The organism is Embleya sp. NPDC050154 (assembly GCF_044460165.1).
Classification (GTDB): Bacteria; Actinomycetota; Actinomycetes; order Streptomycetales; family Streptomycetaceae; genus Embleya.
In genome coordinates, this window is record NZ_JBITJP010000011.1 from 241,598 (window position 1) to 259,203 (window position 17,606).

Annotated in this window: 18 protein-coding genes; 11 read left to right on the forward strand and 7 right to left on the reverse strand. The window is 71.1% G+C overall.

All coding sequences use genetic code 11. From position 1 onward, the window contains the following. Positions 1–14 precede the first annotated feature (14 nt). The 3 genes from moeZ to ACIBSV_RS24225 form a co-directional block, all read right to left on the reverse strand. Positions 15–1,223 (reverse strand): adenylyltransferase/sulfurtransferase MoeZ, encoded by a 1,209-nt coding sequence (gene moeZ, locus ACIBSV_RS24215; RefSeq protein ID WP_395866305.1) that lies wholly within the window; start codon positions 1,221–1,223, stop codon positions 15–17. A gap of 129 nt (positions 1,224–1,352) precedes the next feature. After that, positions 1,353–3,260 carry a DUF3152 domain-containing protein gene (locus ACIBSV_RS24220; protein ID WP_395866306.1) on the reverse strand — a complete coding sequence of 636 codons (1,908 nt, stop codon included), beginning with the start codon at positions 3,258–3,260 and terminating at the stop codon, positions 1,353–1,355. A gap of 10 nt (positions 3,261–3,270) precedes the next feature. Then, positions 3,271–4,212: an alpha/beta fold hydrolase gene (locus tag ACIBSV_RS24225; RefSeq protein WP_395866308.1), complete on the reverse strand. Its 942-nt coding sequence runs from the start codon at positions 4,210–4,212 to the stop codon at positions 3,271–3,273. 227 nt (positions 4,213–4,439) lie between these two features. On the opposite strand from ACIBSV_RS24225, the gene ACIBSV_RS24230 reads away from it, so the two are divergent. From ACIBSV_RS24230 to ACIBSV_RS24240, 3 genes are all read left to right on the forward strand, one after another. Beyond that, positions 4,440–4,685, forward strand: coding sequence for a hypothetical protein (locus tag ACIBSV_RS24230; RefSeq protein ID WP_395866310.1), 246 nt, complete (start codon positions 4,440–4,442; stop codon positions 4,683–4,685). 218 nt (positions 4,686–4,903) lie between these two features. Beyond that, on the forward strand, positions 4,904–5,542 hold the full coding sequence (locus ACIBSV_RS24235; RefSeq protein WP_395866312.1) for a TetR/AcrR family transcriptional regulator: 639 nt from the start codon (positions 4,904–4,906) through the stop codon (positions 5,540–5,542). A 177-nt stretch (positions 5,543–5,719) separates the two neighbouring features. Next, on the forward strand, positions 5,720–5,950 hold the full coding sequence (locus ACIBSV_RS24240; protein WP_395866525.1) for a DUF3107 domain-containing protein: 231 nt from the start codon (positions 5,720–5,722) through the stop codon (positions 5,948–5,950). Between the two features lie 109 nt (positions 5,951–6,059). On the opposite strand, the gene ACIBSV_RS24245 is transcribed toward ACIBSV_RS24240, so the two are convergent. Then, positions 6,060–6,740 carry a ferritin-like fold-containing protein gene (locus tag ACIBSV_RS24245; RefSeq protein WP_395866314.1) on the reverse strand — a complete coding sequence of 227 codons (681 nt, stop codon included), beginning with the start codon at positions 6,738–6,740 and terminating at the stop codon, positions 6,060–6,062. A 420-nt stretch (positions 6,741–7,160) separates the two neighbouring features. Here ACIBSV_RS24245 and ACIBSV_RS24250 point away from each other — a divergent pair, with 420 nt between their 5' ends. From ACIBSV_RS24250 to ACIBSV_RS24265, 4 genes are all read left to right on the forward strand, one after another. Then, on the forward strand, positions 7,161–8,726 hold the full coding sequence (locus ACIBSV_RS24250; protein ID WP_395866316.1) for a DEAD/DEAH box helicase: 1,566 nt from the start codon (positions 7,161–7,163) through the stop codon (positions 8,724–8,726). Positions 8,727–8,870: 144 nt separating this feature from the next. Then, positions 8,871–9,764, forward strand: a complete 894-nt coding sequence (locus ACIBSV_RS24255; RefSeq protein ID WP_395866318.1) for an alpha/beta fold hydrolase — start codon at positions 8,871–8,873, stop codon at positions 9,762–9,764. A gap of 197 nt (positions 9,765–9,961) precedes the next feature. Next, complete coding sequence (locus ACIBSV_RS24260) at positions 9,962–11,029, forward strand: class I SAM-dependent methyltransferase (RefSeq protein ID WP_395866320.1); 1,068 nt, start codon at positions 9,962–9,964, stop codon at positions 11,027–11,029. Between the two features lie 289 nt (positions 11,030–11,318). Further along, a complete protein-coding gene (locus ACIBSV_RS24265) occupies positions 11,319–11,825 on the forward strand; it encodes a MaoC family dehydratase (RefSeq protein WP_395866322.1) in 507 nt (168 codons plus the stop codon). A gap of 146 nt (positions 11,826–11,971) precedes the next feature. Here ACIBSV_RS24265 and ACIBSV_RS24270 read toward each other — a convergent pair whose 3' ends face one another. Both ACIBSV_RS24270 and ACIBSV_RS24275 read right to left on the reverse strand, forming a co-directional pair. Continuing rightward, positions 11,972–12,892 carry a ribokinase gene (locus ACIBSV_RS24270; protein WP_395866324.1) on the reverse strand — a complete coding sequence of 307 codons (921 nt, stop codon included), beginning with the start codon at positions 12,890–12,892 and terminating at the stop codon, positions 11,972–11,974. After that, the gene (locus ACIBSV_RS24275) at positions 12,889–13,290 is read right to left on the reverse strand and encodes an NUDIX hydrolase (protein ID WP_395866326.1); all 402 of its coding nucleotides are present in this window, start codon (positions 13,288–13,290) and stop codon (positions 12,889–12,891) included. The genes ACIBSV_RS24270 and ACIBSV_RS24275 overlap by 4 nt, the downstream gene beginning before the upstream one ends. A gap of 300 nt (positions 13,291–13,590) precedes the next feature. Between ACIBSV_RS24275 and ACIBSV_RS24280 the strand changes: the two genes are divergently transcribed. From ACIBSV_RS24280 to ACIBSV_RS24295, 4 genes are all read left to right on the forward strand, one after another. After that, positions 13,591–14,226, forward strand: a complete 636-nt coding sequence (locus ACIBSV_RS24280; RefSeq protein ID WP_395866328.1) for a DUF6758 family protein — start codon at positions 13,591–13,593, stop codon at positions 14,224–14,226. 169 nt (positions 14,227–14,395) lie between these two features. After that, positions 14,396–15,244 (forward strand): PHP domain-containing protein, encoded by an 849-nt coding sequence (locus ACIBSV_RS24285; protein WP_395866330.1) that lies wholly within the window; start codon positions 14,396–14,398, stop codon positions 15,242–15,244. A gap of 205 nt (positions 15,245–15,449) precedes the next feature. Next, the gene (locus tag ACIBSV_RS24290; RefSeq protein ID WP_395866332.1) at positions 15,450–16,535 is read left to right on the forward strand and encodes an S-(hydroxymethyl)mycothiol dehydrogenase; all 1,086 of its coding nucleotides are present in this window, start codon (positions 15,450–15,452) and stop codon (positions 16,533–16,535) included. After that, positions 16,532–17,158, forward strand: coding sequence for an MBL fold metallo-hydrolase (locus tag ACIBSV_RS24295; protein ID WP_395866334.1), 627 nt, complete (start codon positions 16,532–16,534; stop codon positions 17,156–17,158). Before ACIBSV_RS24290 ends, ACIBSV_RS24295 begins: the two co-directional genes overlap by 4 nt. Before the next feature lie 72 nt (positions 17,159–17,230). Here ACIBSV_RS24295 and ACIBSV_RS24300 read toward each other — a convergent pair whose 3' ends face one another. Continuing rightward, entirely contained in the window at positions 17,231–17,395 is a 165-nt protein-coding gene (locus ACIBSV_RS24300) for a hypothetical protein (RefSeq protein ID WP_395866336.1), read from the reverse strand. Between the last annotated feature and the right edge of the window lie 211 nt (positions 17,396–17,606).

Sequence of the window (17,606 nt, forward strand, 5' to 3'; positions counted from 1 at the left end):
CCGGCCCCGAGGACCTAGTAGACCGGCTTCTCCGGCTCGATCTGGTTGACCCATCCGATCACGCCGCCGCCCACGTGCACCGCGTCGGCGAAGCCCGCGCTCTTGAGCACCGCCAGCACCTCGGCCGAGCGCACGCCCGTCTTGCAGTTGAGCACGATCCGCTTGTCCTGCGGCAGTTCCTCCAGGGCCCGGCCCATCAGGAACTCGTTCTTCGGGATCAGCCGCGAACCCGGGATCCTGACGATCTCGTACTCGCCCGGCTCACGAACGTCGATCAGGTCGATGTTCTCGCCCGCGTCGAGCCATTCCTTGAGCTGGCGGGGCGTGATGGTCGAACCGAGCGCGGCCTCCTGGGCCTCCTCGGAGACCACGCCGCAGAACGCCTCGTAGTCGATCAGCTCGGTCACGGTCGGGTTCTTCCCGCACACCGCGCACTCGGGGTCCTTGCGCACCTTGACGGTGCGGTACGTCATCTCCAGCGCGTCGTAGATCATCAGCCGGCCGACCAGCGGCTCGCCGATGCCCATCAGCAGCTTGATCGCCTCGTTGACCTGGATCGAGCCGATCGAGGCGCACAGCACGCCCAGCACGCCGCCCTCGGCGCACGAGGGCACCATGCCCGGCGGCGGGGGCTCCGGGTACAGGCAGCGGTAGCACGGGCCGTGCTCGGACCAGAACACGCTGGCCTGGCCGTCGAAGCGGTAGATCGAACCCCACACGTACGGCTTGTTCAGCAGTACACAGGCGTCGTTGACCAGGTACCTGGTGGCGAAGTTGTCCGTGCCGTCGACGATCAGGTCGTACTGCCCGAAGATCTCCATCACGTTGTCGGCCTCGAGCCGCTCTTCGTGCAGGACGACCTTGGTGTACGGGTTGATCTCCTTGACCGAGTCGCGCGCGGACTCGGCCTTGGACCGACCGATGTCGCTCTGTCCGTGGATGATCTGACGCTGCAGGTTCGACTCGTCGACGGTGTCGAACTCGACGATGCCGAGGGTGCCGACACCGGCCGCGGCGAGGTACATCAGCGCCGGCGAGCCCAGGCCACCGGCGCCCACACAGAGCACCTTGGCGTTCTTCAGCCGCTTCTGCCCGTCCATCCCGACGTCGGGGATGATCAGGTGGCGCGAGTAACGACGGACCTCGTCGACGGTCAGCTCGGTGGCCGGCTCGACCAGGGGTGGTAGCTGCGACACGGAAACTCCGATGGTCGGACTGTTCATCTCGGCTCTTTTCCTACCGCAACAGTGCCACGCTCGTCCCGATTCCCGGGCACCGGGTCCGGTCCGTGAGATTCGCGCGCGAAGGCGTTCCGGGCGCCTTCGACGGCGCCCGGAGCGGCTCGGCCGGGTCTACTTGGTGAGCTTGCCCGTCGGGTACGGCCACGGGTTGGCCTCGCAGGTCTCGCCCTTCATCGCACCCTCACTGGCGACCCGGGTCTTGGTCTGCTGCATCATCACCGGAGCCAGGTCCGAGCCGATGCCGCCCGCGCCGCAGGACTTCTCGTGGTTGTGCCCGAGCCGGTGCCCGACCTCGTGGTTGATCAGCATCTGCCGGTAGCCGACGATGTCGTCTCCGTAGGCGGTCGAGCCCTGCGCCCAGCGCCACGCGTTGATCATCACGTACCGGGTGCCGTACGCGTCGCACGAGACGTTGTCCGCGCTGGTGTCGCCCACGATCGGGGTGCACGCCTTGTGCACCGACTGCGGGCTGGCCAGCCGCACCACGAAGTCCGCCTTCGGCGAGTTGTCGGTGCGCTCGAAGGTCAATCCGCCGGTGGCCCAACTGCGCTTGTCGTTCAGGGTCTTCTGCACCGTGGTGGCGAACAGCTCGCCGTCCAGTTGCAGGCCCTGCTCGATCTCCACGGCGTACGTGTACTTGCGGCCGGGGCCGGGCGCGGCCTCCTTGCCGGGCACCGTGTCGAAGCTGCCGCTCAGGCCGAGCTTGGGATCGAGCGGGAAGCGCACGGTGAGCTGGTCGGTGGTGGTCGGCGACGCGGGTGTGGGCAGCGGCAACGACGAGGCACCGCCCTGCGCGACCGGGTCGCGATCCGAGGAGCGCGACGCGGCCTGGTCGGTGGGCCGAGGCGCGGCACCCGGCCCGGCCTGGTCGTCGCCGGAGGCCTGGCTCGACGTGCCCTCGTCGGGCATCTGGAGCACGACCGCGCCGGCGAGCACCGCGCCGGTGACCACCGCGCCGCTCGCCGCGACCAGCGTGCGCCGGCCCTTGCGCGGCGCGGGACGGTTCGCCCGCCGGGTCTGCGCGCGGCCCTTGGGCGGGGCACTCCCGGCGTCCGGCTCGAAGCCGTACTCCGGCTCGGGCTCCACCTCGTACGCCGACTCCGCGTCCGCGAAGTCCTCGCCCGGTTCGGTCGCGAACGAGAGTTGTTCCAGGTCGAGTTCGGGGGCCGACACGGCCCACGGCTCGGCCTCCATCGCATACTGCCCGGCACCGGGACCGGCCGCCTCCGCCGCCTCGGCGGGCATCTCGTACAGCGCGTCCACCAGCGGATCGCGCACGGGCGACACGGCCTGGTAGGCGCCCGTCGTGTCGTAGCCGTAGCCGACGAAGCTCTGCGGCTCGAACGTGGTGGTGTCGTACATCGGCGCGGCGGGCGCCTCGACGACCGCGTGCATGCCGCTGGGGTAGCCGTCCGCGGCGTACAGGTCGTTCGCGTGACCCACCGCCGTGTAGCCGCCGGTGGCGTACGGGTCGGCGCCGTAGGAGTCCGCGCCGTAGGCGTCGCCGCCGAACGAGCCGGTCGCGAACGCGGTCGCGCCGAACGTATCGGTGCCGAACCCGTCGGTGTTGAAGGTGTCGGTGCCGAAGGTGTCCGCGCCGAACGTCTGTGCCGCGTAGCCGCCCGAGGCGGCCTGCGCGCCGTACGGCTCCAGCGGGTCGTCCCAGTGCGCGGGCTCGCCGGGCATCGTCCCGATCGCGGTCCAGGTCCCGGAGCCGGCCTCCGGCGCGGGGTGCTCCCAGCCGTGCTGCTGCCCGCCGTCGTAGCCCAGGCCCTCCTGCGGAGCGGCCTGGTAGCCGCCGTAGCCGGGGTCCGCGGGGTAGCCGTGATAGCCGGTGTCCTGCCCGGGATACGCGCCTGCGTACGAGGTGTCGATCAGGCCGCCGGCGTATCCGTCCTGCTGCACCTGCCCGTACGCGCCCTGCTGCGGCACCGCCGCGTAGCCGCCGGACAGTGCGTCGTCCGGCAACCCCTCACCGCCGTACTGCACGCTCGTCTGCGTTCCCGAGTGACGTCCCATGAGTCTGCGTTCACCCCACCACGTTCGACGGCGATAGGGCCCCGTCGAGAAGATCGCGGAAACCCCGGGCCACCACGCGGGGGTGTTCGAGCATGGCCACGTGCCCGGAGTCGGGCACCACCAGCAGTCGTGCGTCCGGGAACGTCTCGGTCGCGCGCTTGGCCATGCGCGGGTCGACCAATCTGTCCCGGCGCCCGTAGACGAGCAGCGTCGACGCCCGCACGTCGGCCGCCTGCCGCCACAACGCCCGCTCGCCGCGCTCCAGGTAGGCCCCGATGACCGACCGGGTCGAGTGCGAGAACGCGTCCATCATGTACGGGAGTTCGAGTCGGCGCCGGTACTCGGCGGCGGCGTCGGCAAATGCCTTGTCGCCGACCGTGTCCGGGTTGCCGTACATCATCGCGATCGACATCCGGGTGCGCTGCTCGGGCGTCATGTTGCGGCTGAGCCGCAGCAACGCGCGACCCACGCCGGGCACACCGAGCATCGCCGTCGGCAGCACCGACGTACGCACCCGCAGGTCCGGCAGCGCGGGCGAGATCAGGGTCAGTGTGCGGACCAGGTCCGGGCGTCGCGCGGCGAGCCGGGTGGCCACCGCGCCGCCCATCGAATTGCCGAACACGTGCACCGGACCCTTGCGCAGCGACAGGATCGCGCCCTCGACCGCACGACAGTGCGCGGAGATCGAGTAGTCCCCGTTCCGCGGCGGCGGCGAATACCCGAACCCGGGCAGGTCGATCATCTCCACGGAAAGATCCGACCGCAGTTCGGCGGCCAGTTCCGTCCAGTTCAGGGAGGAGCCGCCGAGGCCGTGGATCATCATCGCGGGTGGCAGGTCGGCGTCGCGGAGCGCGTCGCGGCGCACCACGACCTCGCTGCCGGTGGCGACTTCGACCGTACGCGCAGGCCAAGGCGTCGCGTCGGCTTCGCTTGCGGGGCTGATGGTCGTCACGGTGGGCAATATTACGAGATGATCACTGAGACGGAAGGGCGGATGCCTCGACCGGCTTCGTCGGCCCGGGTGCTCTCGACTCTTATGCCCTGTTTCATGACGTCACTGTAAACGCTTCCCACATCACGTTTCGACATCGATCCCGAAAGTGCGGCAACGCACGCCGGGCGGATCATGGACTTGCGGGAAGCCCGCATAGCGGCGCACCGCACGGGCAGGGAGGCCGTATGTACCGCATCGACGAAACCCCCGAGTTCGAAGACGTCACGGAAGGTGACGCCGCACTCTCCGACGAGACGGCCGACGACCCCGAGATTCCGGTTCCGGACGCGGTGGATCAGCACACCGCGGTGGTGGCGGACGACGGTGACGGCGATCCCGTATGGGAGTCGGTGCCCGATGGCGTGGACCCCGCGGACGCGACCGAGCAGCGCCGAGGAGTCGGGCGCCAGGAGGACGACGACTATCGATGAGCGTCGATTCCGAACCGTCGCCCAGGGCTCGCGAGCACCCTCCGCGCACTTCACGCGCCCCCTTGCGGGGGTTGTGACAGGCGCGGGATCCTGTTTCGTTGCGCCACGAAACTTACGCCCTGGGTTACCCGAAAGTAGGATGACGTGGTGGAGAGACCCGCCGGATCACCGAACCATCCGGTGTCCGCGACACGTTGAGCGACACCTTGAGGAGCCCCGTGACAGCCATCCAGGATGCGGACCCCCGTCCTCGCGGTACCCGGCTGCCCCGGCTCGCGCGCAGGACGCAACTCCTCGGCGCCGCCCAGGAAGTCTTCGTCAAGCAGGGCTACCACGCGGCCGCGATGGACGACATCGCCGAATGCGCCGGCGTCAGCAAGCCCGTGCTGTACCAACACTTCCCCGGCAAGTTGGAGCTGTATCTGGCGCTGCTCGACCAGCACTGCGAGGCGCTGTTCGCGGCGGTGCAGCGCGCGCTGGAGTCGACGCACGACAACAAGTTCCGCGTGGCCGCCACGGTCGACGCCTACTTCGCGTTCGTCGACGACGACGGCGGCGCGTTCCGTCTGGTCTTCGAGTCGGATCTGACCAACGAGAGCGCCGTGCGCGAGCGCGTCGAGCGGGTCAGCGAGATGTGCGCCGAGGCGGTGAGCAAGATCATCGCCGAGGACACCGGGCTCGGTCAGGAGGAGTCGATGCTCCTGGCGATCGGCCTGACCGGCATGGCGCAGGTCACCGCGCGCTATTGGATCGCGCGCGGCGCGACCATCCCGCGCGACGCCGCCTCGCTGTTGGTCTCGTCGTTGTCCTGGCGCGGCATCTCGCGGTTCCCGCGCAAGGACGACCCGCAGCACTGAACGCCCGCCGACCTGCGGCGTCGGGCCCAGGACGCGCTTGTTCCCGTCCGGCGTTCGCGTTCGGCGTACCCGTCATGGCGTGGGGTGACCCCGGCTCTCGACTAGCCTGCTGGAATGGGTACGGCCCGCGGTCGTCGCGGCGCCGATCTCCAGAATTTCAAGGCCGGAGGGACAGCCGTGGAGATCAAGATCGGCGTACAGCACGCCGGGCGGGAACTGGTGCTGGAGAGCACGGACAACCCGGAGGACGTCGAGCGGGCCATCGCCGACGCGCTGTCGGGGGCGTCCAAGCTGCTGTCCCTGACGGACGAGAAGGGCCGCCGGGTGATCGTGCCCGCCGACCGCCTCGCCTACGTCGAGATCGGCGAGTCGTCGGCGCGCAAGGTCGGCTTCGGCGCCAACGCCTGAGCACCGGGTGCCGACACCGGCACCCGCACGACCCGAGGGTGGGTGGATCCGCGTGCGGACCCACCCACCCTCGGGTTTTCGGCAATGTTTTCGGGGAGCCCGCTCCGGGTCAGGACGCCAGGCCGAGCGCGGCCATCCGCTGCTGGTGCGCCTCGGTGATCCGGTTGAACATCCGCCCGATCTCGGCCAGGTCGAATCCCGGGCCCGCCCCGCCGCCGATCAGCATCGTGGACAACACGTCACGCTCCGCGGCGACCCGCTGCGCCTGGCTGAGCGCCTCGCCCATCAGCCGCCGCCCCCACAACGCGAGCCGGCCCGCCACCTTGGGGTCGCGCTCGATCGCCGAGCGCACCGCGTCGACCACGAAGGCCGAGTGCCCGGTGTCGCGCTGCACCTCGACGATCAGATCCCGGCTGACCTCGTCCAGGTGCGCGGCCACCTCGCGGTAGAAGTCGGCCGCGATGCCGTCGCCCACGTACGCCTTGACCAGGCCCTCCAGCCAGTCGGCGGGCGCGGTGTGCACATGGAACTCGTCCAGCGGCGCGATGAACGGATCCATCGCGGCGGCCGGGTCCGCGCCCAGTGCGGCGATGCGATCGCGCAGCAGGGTGTAGTGCTGGAACTCGGCCACCGCCATCGCGGCCAGCGCGGCCTTGTCGTCCACCGTCGGCGCCATCTTGGCGTCCTCGGCGAGCCGCTCGAAGGCGGTGATCTCGCCGTAGGCGAGTACGCCGAGCAGTTCGATCACGGCGGCCCGCATCTCCCCGGTCGGCTCCGTACCTGCGCTCATGTCGGCCCCTTCGTCCGTGCCCGCCGCCCCAGTGTTCACAAGTACGCAGCGTAGTGAGCGCACCATGGTCACGGGGGCACCACGTCCGGGCGGAGTCGCCCATCTCCGGACAAGCAGTAATGAGCATCACCCCACCGGCCGCACCTCGCCGGGTACAGTGGTAGTGAACGCGGATGCCCGGTCGGAGGACGACTGGCTCCGACCGACCCGCTCGGGTGGCCGCCCGAAGGCGAGAGGTCCCGTGGAGCGCCCCGCAATTTCGGTGGGCGCCATGGTCTCGACCCGCTTTCGGTACGGACGGCCCCCAAACACACAGAAGAGGCTGGACCCCTGACAACTTTTCGCGAACTCGGAGTACTTTCGGAGACCGCCGAGGCCCTCGAGGCGCTCGGCATCATCGAGGCCTTTCCCGTCCAGGAGATGACCCTTCCGGTCGCCCTGTCCGGCAACGACGTGATCGGCCAGGCCAAGACCGGAACGGGCAAGACCCTCGGCTTCGGCATCCCGCTGCTGCAGCGGATCACCGTCGCGGCCGACATCGAGGCGGGCCGCGCGCCCGCCGGCACGGTTGCCGGGCGTACGCCGCAGGCCCTGGTCGTGGTGCCCACGCGCGAGCTGTGCGTACAGGTCACCAACGACCTCCAGGCCGCCGGCAAGCTGCGCAACGTGCGCGTGCTGGCCGTGTACGGCGGGCGGGCGTACGAGCCGCAGATCGACACGCTCAAGAAGGGCGTCGACGTCGTCGTCGGCACCCCGGGTCGACTGCTGGACCTGGTCGGACAGGGTCACGTGAACCTGTCCGAGGTCAAAATGCTGGTGCTGGACGAGGCCGACGAGATGCTCGACCTGGGCTTCCTGCCCGACGTCGAGAAGATCGTCGAGCGCCTCCCGGCCCGCCGCCAGACGATGTTGTTCTCGGCCACCATGCCGGGTCAGATCATCACCCTCGCGCGCCGCTACATGAGCCGCCCCACGCACATCCGCGCGTCCGAGCCGGACGACGCGGGCGCCACCGTCAAGTCGGTCCAGCAGCGCGTCTACCGCGCGCACGGCCTGGACAAGCCCGAGCTGATGGCCCGGGTACTCCAGGCCAACGGGCGCGGCCTGGTGATGGTGTTCTGCCGGACCAAGCGCACCGCGGCCGACCTGGCCCAGGGCCTGGCCGAGCGCGGCTTCGCCTCCGCCGCCGTGCACGGCGACCTCGGTCAGGGTGCGCGGGAGCAGGCGCTGCGCGCGTTCCGCAACGGCAAGGTGGACGTGCTCGTGGCCACCGACGTCGCGGCCCGCGGAATCGACGTCGAGGGTGTCACCCACGTGGTGAACTACCAGTGCCCCGACGACGAGAAGACCTACCTGCACCGGATCGGTCGCACCGGCCGCGCGGGCGCCTCCGGCACCGCGGTGACACTGGTGGACTGGGAGGACATCCCGCGCTGGAGCCTGATCAACAAGGCGCTGGACCTGGGCTTCGCCGAACCGGTCGAGACCTACTCGACCTCGCCGCACCTGTTCACCGACCTGGACATCCCCACCACCGTGGGCAGCGTGCTGCCGCGCGCCGACCGCACCCGTGCGGGCCTGGGCGCGGAGGACGTCGAGGACCTGGGCGAGACCGGCAAGAACAGCCGGGGCAACTCGGGCCGCAAGGGCACCGGTGGGCGCAGCCGCAGCGGTCCCGCCGCGTCCGGGCCGGCCGCCTCGGGCCCGTCCTCGGCCGACGCCGAGGCGAGCGACCCCAGCCGCCGTCGGGCACCGGGCTCGCGCCGTCGCCGTCGCGTCAACGGCGAGACCGGCGAGGCCGTCGTGCTCGACCCGACCGCGACGTTCGTCGAACCGTCGACCGTGCCTGCCCAGGCGGCTCCCGCCGACGGCCCGGCCGTCGACGCGGACGCGGACGGCGAGCGCGTGCCGCGCCGTCGCCGTCGTCGCACCCGTCGCCGTCCCGAGGGTGCCGAGGCCGGCGCCGTGGCGACCGACGAGGGCTGACCCACGAGGGCCGACGCTCGACGGCCGGCTCGAAGATCGGCTCGAACATGAAGCCGACGGCCTCCGGTGTGGAGTGTGGACGATCACGTCCGCGCTTCGCGGCGGAGGCCATTGTCGTACCTGCGGGTAAGTAGGCTCGAAGGCGTGAGTACGCCACGCTTTCTGACCTTGCCCGGGACCGTCCGCTCCCGTCGCCTGGCGACCGGGCGCGGACGATTCGCCGTCCTGGAGGCCGCCCCGCCGACCGCCGCGCCGCGCCTGGGCACCGCCGTGCTGGTGCCCGGGTTCACCGGCAGCAAGGAGGACTTCATCGCGCTCGGCGACCCGCTGGCGCGACGCGGCTTCCATACGGTGTCCGTGGACCAGCGCGGCCAGTACGAGACCGAGGGTCCGACGGATCCGGCGGCGTACACCCGCGACGCGCTCGTGGCGGACGTGCTCGCGATCGCCGACGCGGTGGCCCCGGGCGAACCGATCCATCTGGTGGGGCATTCCTTCGGCGGCCTGGTGTGCCGTTCGGTGGCCCTGCGCGCGCCGCACCGGCTGGCCTCGCTGACCCTGATGAGCACCGGCCCGGCGGCGATCTGCCCGGACGAGATCACCCGGCTCCTGCTGCTCGAGGAGGTGCTCCCGGTGCTCTCCCGGCAGGAGGTGTGGGACGCGATGCGGGCCGTGGAACTTCAGGAGGGTCTGCTGCCGCCCGCCGACCCGGTGATCGCCGAATTCGTGCACGCCCGCTGGCTGGGCACCACCCCCGAGGGCCTGCTCGGCATGGCCGAACAACTGCGCACCGAACCCGACCGGGTGGCCGAACTGGCCGCGCTCGTGGCCGCCGGCCTGCCCGCGCTGGTGGTCTCCGGCGTCGAGGACTACGCGTGGCCGCTGCCCTGGCAGACCGAGATGGCCGAGCGCCTGGGCGTACCGCACGTGGTGATCCCGGACACGCACCACTCCCCCAACGTGGAATCGCCCGACGCCACGGCGGCGGCCCTGGCCGACTTCTGGGTGAGCGTGCCGGCGTACGCGGATCGGGCCTGAACCCGGACCCGAGCGGCGGCGGGTCCGGGGCCTCGAACCCGTCGGATCGGGCGTAGCGTGGCAAAGGAGACATTTGTGTCCCCGCGGGCGTCGCCCGTGCTCTCGGTGTCCGGGCATCCCGGGTGACCACACCCCGGATGCACAGGGGTTCGCGCACCCACGGCGGCTCCCGTCGAGCCGACCGATCGGGAGTTGCCATGACCGTCATCGACGTCGACCCCGCGCGACGGGAAGCCTTCGCGGGACGGATGCTCGACATCTTCGACGACGCCTGTCTGGCCTTCCTGACCAGCGTCGGCCACCAGACCGGGCTGTTCGACACGATGGCCGGGATGCCGGCCGCGACGAGCGAGGAGATCGCCCGGTCCTGCGGGTTGACCGAGCGCTACGTGCGCGAGTGGCTGGGCGGCATGGTCGTCGGCGGGATCGTCGAGTACTTCCCGGAGACGGCCACGTATCGGTTGCCGCCCGAGCACGCGGCGTCGCTGACCCGCGCGGCCGGGCCGGAGAACCTGGCCGGCCTGACCCAGTACCTGGCGCTGATGGGCGAGGTCGAGCAGCAGGTCGTCAACGCGTTCCGGCAGGGCGGCGGCGTGCCGTACTCGGCCTATCCGCGCTTCCAGGCGCTCCAGGCCGAGGAGTCCGGCCGGATCTGGGACGCGGCGCTGGTGCGGGGCGTACTGCCGATGGTGCCCGGGCTGACCGAGCGCCTGACGGCGGGTATCGACGTGCTGGACGTGGGGACGGGTCAGGGGCACGTGGTGAACGTGCTGGCCCGGGCGTTCCCGAAGAGCCGGGTCAAGGGCGTGGACATCTCCGCCCAGGGCATCGCCGCCGCGCGCCGCGAGGCCGAGCAACTGGGCCTGGAAAACGCCGAGTTCGCGGTGGTCGACGCGGCCGAGCCGCTCGGCTCGCACGACCTGATCACCGCGTTCGACGTGATCCACGACCTGGCCCGGCCGACCCGCACGCTGGCGGCGATCTCCGACGCGCTGCGCGAGGACGGCGTGTTCCTGATGGGCGAGGTCAACGCCTCCAGCCGCTTGGAGGAGAACCTCGACCATCCCCTGGGTCCGGGGCTGTACACGTTCTCGGTCTTCTACTGCATGACCGTCTCGCTGGGTGAGGGCGGCGAGGGCCTGGGCACGGTGTGGGGCCGACAGGCCGCCCGCGCCGCGCTCACGAGCGTCGGCTTCACCGACATCGAGAGCCACTCCCTGGAGGGCGACTTCCTCAACGTGTACTACGCGGCCCGGAAGGGCTGACCGGCCCGACCACACGCGGCGAACGGTGGGAGCGCCGGTCCGCGACCACGCGTCCCCGGTGATCCGGACGACTCCGGTCGCACCTGTCGACGTCGCCACACCCATGACCTACGTCACTGGTACGCCTCTACTGAACCCACCGGTAACGTCCCTATCCTCAAAGCCATCCGCCGACGCACTCGCCGAGCCGTCGTCACCCGACCCATCCGGGCGGGTATCCGACCGGGGCTCGACGATCGTCGGACGCGAACGTCCTGATCGATGTGCCACCAGGTGAGAGGGGACCGACATGCAGTTCGGCCGCTACTACGAAGAGTTCGAGGTCGGTGCGATCTACAAGCACTGGCCCGGGAAGACCGTGACCGAGTACGACGACCACCTGTTCTGTCTGCTCACGATGAACCATCACCCGCTGCACATGGACGCCAACTTCGCCGAGAACACCACCGATTTCGGCAAGAACGTCGTGGTGGGCAACTACATCTACTCGCTGCTGCTCGGCATGTCGGTGCCGGACGTCTCCGGCAAGGCGATCGCCAACCTGGAGATCGAGTCGTTGCGACACGTGGCACCCACGTTCCACGGGGACACCATCTACGGGCAGACGCTGGTGCTGGACAAGTGGGAGTCGAAGTCCAAGGACGACCGCGGCGTCGTGTACGTGGAGACCAAGGGCTACAAGCAGGACGGCACGCTCGTGTGCGTGTTCAAGCGCAAGGTCATGGTGCCCAAGGAGAGCTACGGCGACAAGCGTGGTGGCGAGCAGCCCGGACGCCCCGAATTGATCGAGGGCTGATCGCTCGCCGATCGGCACCGACCCGGGGCTCGACCCCGGAATCGAACGCGGGCGGGTCGCCCAGGGACGGCGCGGCCCGCCCGTTTCCGCGTCCCGAGGCGGCCTACGCGTCCCGAGACGCCTTCGCGGTCCGCGTGGCCTTCGCCCTACGGCAGTTCGTCCGCCGTCGGATACGACGACTGGGCGCCCGCGCTTCGGACCGCCGCCGCGCCCACCCGGACCGCGTACCGGGTCGCCGCGACCGGATCGTCGCCGGCCGCCAGCCGCCAGGCGAGCGCGCCGGTGAAGGCGTCGCCCGCGCCCGTGGTGTCGACCGCGGCCACCCTCGGCGCGGCCACGTGTACCGCTTCCGCGTCGCCGACCGCGACCAGCGCGCCGCCGCCGCCCAGGGTGAGCACGATCGAACGCGGACGCGGATCGAGCGCGCGCAACACCTTCAGCGCCCCGCGCGCGTCGCCCGCCGCCGCGCCCGTCGTCACGCTCGCCTCATGCTCGTTGAGCACCAGCGGATCGCACACCCGCAACACCGACGCGGACGTCAGGACGTCCGCGGCCACGACCGGCGACAGGTTCAGCACCACCCGGGTGTCCGCGGCCTCGCAGCACCGGATCACCGCCCATACCGTGTCGAGCGGGATCTCCAACTGGAGCGAGACGACCGTGGCGGCCTCGATCGCCGGTGCCAGGTCGGACACGTCCGCCGGCCCGAATCGCCCGTTCGCCCCGGGCGCCACCGTGATGGTGTTCTCGCCCGCGTCGTCCACCGTGATCAAGGCCACCCCCGAGGCGCCGGGGACGGTACGCGTCGCGTCGGTCCGCACGCCCTCCCGGCGCAGCGTCGCCCGCAACATCCGGCCGTGGTCGTCGTCGCCCACCCGCCCGGCGAACGCGACGTCGGCGCCCAACCGGGCCGCCGCGACCGCCTGATTGGCGCCCTTGCCGCCCGGGTGCACGACCAGGTCGCCGCCCAGAACCGTCTCGCCCGGCCGCGCGTGCCGGGGCACCCGGACCACCAGGTCGGCGTTGATCGAGCCGACCACGAGCAGCCGCGCGTGGTCGCCGCTCACGCCACCCCCGGCACGTTCCACTCGCGCAACGCGTCGAGCAGTCCGTCGACCAGGTCGAGCCGACTCAGCTCGCCGGTGGCCACCCACCGGACCGCGTCCGCGTCGTCGCCCGCGCGCAGCGCCCCGCCGTGCGGCGTGCACGCGTAGTCCCTGATCTCGTACGTCCCACCGCCGGGCGCGGGCCGCAGCACCGACCCGACCAGTGGTCCGACGGTCACCTGCAACCCGGTCTCCTCGACCATCTCGCGGGCGAGTGCGACCGCGTCGGTCTCGCCGTCCTCGACCCGCCCGCCGGGCAGCGACCACTGCCCCTCGCCCGGCATTTTCGCGCGTTGCACCAGGAGCACCCGCCCCTCGGAATCGAGGACGATCGCGCCGACGCAGGAAATGAGCCGCATGCCTGCCGAGCCTAGTCCCCGGCGCCGACGTGCAGCGGGACATCGACCGCAGGTCGCGCGGCGCCCGGCAGCGCGAGGGCGCGCGACCCGGCGCGCAGGGGAGTCTTCGATCCCCCGTCGGGCTCCACGACGCCCGGCACCCCATCCGCCCCTCGGGCTCCCTCGCCGCGCTCACGCGCGGAGCCCGACGGGGGATCGAGGACACGCCTTGGCGCTCCCGTACGCCGGTCGGGGGTGTGGGCGCACCGAAGGAGTGATCGTCCTTGACGCGGGGCCCCGGGCAGTGGACCGTCTAGTCCTATGAAGGGCGAGCCGAGCTGCCCCCGCTGCGGCGGCCGGGTCCGCGCTCCGGGTCTGTTCTCACAGACGTGGGAGTGCGAGATCCATGGCGCCGTTCCCCCGCTGCAACCCGTCGTGCCGCCCAGCGTCGAGGCGCTGGACGCGGTGGTGCGCCGCTCGAGGGTCCCGGTCTGGCTGCCGTGGCCGCTGCCGGTGGGTTGGTTGTACACCGGCGTCGCGCACGCGGGCGACGATCGGGACGGCTCACGGGCGGTGGCGGTGGCGTGTACGGGTCCCGCGCCGCTGGGCGGACGCGGCGAACTGCTGCTGATCGCCGAGGAGGTGGGCGTCGGACTCGGCGCCCGGTACGCCGGGTTGACCGGGCCCGACCCGGGCGCCGACTTCGTCAAGTCCGCGCCCGCGAAGGTGATGGCGGCCGGTCGGCCGACCCCGCTGTGGTGCGTGATCGACGCACCGGCCGACCGCGCGGTGTACGCGGGCGAGGCGATGGGCCTGTGGTTGTGGGCGATCCTGTGGCCGGGCAAGGCGGGCCATCTCGTCTACGACGACGTGGTGCTCACCGATCTGCGCGACGCCGGCGCCGAGTTGCAGTTGTTGCCGTGCGGCGCGCTGTCCCCGCAACTGCTGGAGTTCTGACCGCTCCGGGACGAAAGGGCCCGCGCCCGAAGGCACGCGGACGGGACCGCGACGGGCGCCGCGAGCGGGACGGCGGCCGCCCGGACCGGACGGCCGCCCCATGAAGGCGCTCGGCCGAGGTCGTTAGGGTCGGGAGCGTCCATCGACCCTCCCGGCAGACGAGGTCAGCGTGCGCATCGACCTGCACACCCACAGCACCGCATCCGACGGCACCGACACGCCCGCCGAACTGGTCGTCAAGGCACGCGCGGCCGGTCTGGACGTGGTCGCGCTCACCGATCACGACACCACCGCCGGTTGGACGGCCGCGGTCGAGGCGCTGCCGGACGGGCTGACCCTGGTCCGGGGCGCGGAGATCTCGTGTGTGGCCGAGGGCGGGATCAGCCTGCACATGCTGGGCTACCTGTTCGACCCGACCGAACCGGAGTTCGCCCGGGCCCGCGAACTGGTGCGCACCGACCGGGTCCGCCGAGCCGAGGCGATGGTCGAGCGCTGCCGCGAACTCGGCGCGCCGATCACGTGGGCCCGGGTCGAAGAGATCGCGGGCGGCGGCGCGGTGGGTCGGCCGCACGTGGCCACCGCGCTGGTCGAGGCGGGCGTGGTCGCGGACGTGTCGGGCGCGTTCACCGCCGAGTGGCTCAAGGACGGCGGGCGGGCGTTCATCGAGAAGTACGAGATCCACGCGATCGACGCCGTCCGACTGATCGCCGGCGCGGGCGGGGTCGCGGTGTTCGCCCATCCCGGTGCGGTGGGGCGCGGCCGGACCGTCTCGGACGCCACGATCGCCGAACTGGCCGATGCCGGTCTGGCCGGTGTCGAGGTGGACCACATGGATCACGACGACGCGATGCGGGCGCACCTGCGCGGGCTGGCGGGCGAACTGCGGCTGATCACCACCGGTTCGAGTGACTACCACGGCACCCGCAAAACGATCGATCTCGGAGAAAACACCACAGATCCTGACTCGTACAGGGCGATCACGGAGCTGGCAACGGGAGCACGACCCATCACCCCGTGAACCGGTTCGACGTCGCCATCTACGGCTCGTCCTTCGTCACGCTCTCGTGGTCAAGGAGGCGGCGTGGTTTCGATGATCCGACTCTCCGGCCTCCTGCTGTCCGCGATCGCCGTACAACCGTGCGCGGACGGGGTCCGGGGCTTCATCGAGGCGAAGCCATAAGGTGCGAAGCGGAGCATCCAGCGGTTGGGGAGAGGCGGAGGACATGAGCAAGTCGGTACGCGGCGTCGTCGCGCGCGGCAAGGGCGCACCGGTCTCGATCGAGACCATCGTGGTGCCGGACCCGGGTCCGGGCGAGGCGCGCGTGAAGGTCCAGGCGTGCGGCGTGTGCCACACGGACCTGCACTATCGCGAGGGCGGCATCGGTGACGAGTACCCGTACCTGCTCGGCCACGAGGCCGCCGGCGTCGTGGAATCGGTCGGCGAGGGCGTCACCGAGGTGGCCGTCGGCGACTTCGTGATCCTGAACTGGCGTGCGGTGTGCGGCGATTGCCGCGCGTGTCGACGCGGCCGTCCGCAGTACTGCTTCGCCACGCACAACGCGAAGCAGAAGATGACGCTGGAAGACGGCACCGAACTGAGCCCCGCGCTCGGCATCGGCGCGTTCGCCGAACTCACACTGGTCGCCGCCGGACAGTGCACCAAGGTCGACCCCGAGGCGGACCCGGCCGCGGCCGGCCTGCTCGGCTGCGGGGTGATGGCCGGCCTGGGCGCGGCGATGAACACCGGCAACGTCGGGCGTGGCGACACGGTCGCGGTGATCGGCTGCGGCGGCGTGGGCGACGCGGCCATCGCCGGTGCGCGGCTCGCGGGCGCGGCGCGGATCATCGCCGTCGACCTGGACGACCGCAAACTGGAGTGGGCGCGCCGGGCCGGCGCCACCCACACGGTGAACTCGAAGGCCGGCGACCCGGTCGAGGCGATCCGCGAACTGACCGGCGGCTTCGGCGCGGACGTGGTGATCGACGCGGTCGGCCGCCCGGAGACCTACAAGCAGGCGTTCTACGCCCGCGACCTGGCCGGCACCGTGGTCCTGGTGGGTGTGCCCACTCCGGAGATGACCATCGAACTGCCGCTGCTCGACGTGTTCGGCCGCGGCGGCGCGCTCAAGTCGTCCTGGTACGGCGACTGCCTGCCCTCGCGCGACTTCCCGACGCTGATCGACCTGTACCGCCAGGGGCGCTTCGACCTGGACGCGTTCGTCAGCGAGCGGATCACCCTGGAGGACGTCGAGGCCGCGTTCGAGAAGATGCACCACGGCGACGTGCTGCGTTCGGTGGTGATCCTGTGACGCGGATCGACCACGTGGTCACCTCGGGCGTCTTCTCCCTCGACGGCCAGGACTTCGACGTCGACAACAACGTGTGGATCGTCGGCGACGACCGCGAGGTGGTGGTCGTGGACGCCGCACACGACGCGGCGGCCATCGCGGCCCGGGTCGGCGATCGTACGGTGACCGGCATCGTGCTCACCCACGGCCACAACGACCACATCAACGCCGCCGCCGAGTTGGCCGAACTCACCGGTGCGCCGATCCACCTGCACCCGCGGGACCGGATGTTGTGGGACGTGGTGTACCCGGACCGCGCGCCGGACGCCGCGTTGGCCGACGGCGAGGTGATCACCGTCGCGGGCACCGAGTTGCGGGTGGTGCACACCCCCGGCCACGCGCCGGGCGCGGTGTGCCTGTACGCCCCGGAGCCGGGTGTGCTCTTCTCCGGCGACACGTTGTTCAAGGGTGGCCCGGGTGCCACCGGGCGCTCGTTCTCGTCGTTCCCGGTGATCCTCGATTCGATCAAGGCTCGCCTGCTCGCGCTGCCCGAGGGCACCCGCGTGCTCACCGGGCACGGCGACGAGACGACGATCGGCGCGGAGGCGAAGGACTACGACGCCTGGGTGGCCCGAGGCCACTGAGCCGAGCCCGAGGGCCTGTGGACATGGCGAGGGCGCTTCCCCCACACGGGGAAGCGCCCTCGGTTCACGCAATCAGCCGGCTTCCGCCACCTTGACGGGGCGGATGTACAGGCGCTCGCCGTATGCCTCGGCTCGTTTGAGAGCCGCTTGCACGGTGTCGATGTCGGCAGCGCAGCTGACCGGGTTGGACCCGGTCTTCTCCTGGGCTCGGCTGAGGTTCGTGATTCGGTAACGCATACGCGTCTCCCTTCCCTCCGGTCCGAAGTCGCACGGGGCCGAATGGTGCTACGGCCTCGTCTACAAGGATTGGGTGCCGGGATCCGTACGGATCGGCAAAGACCCGGCAGGGGTCACTACCGGCACCACACTGAACAACAGCGGTCACACCGATAGCATTCCCTTGACTGAAATGTTCCTTTCCTGACTTTCCCCGGGTTACACGTGACGC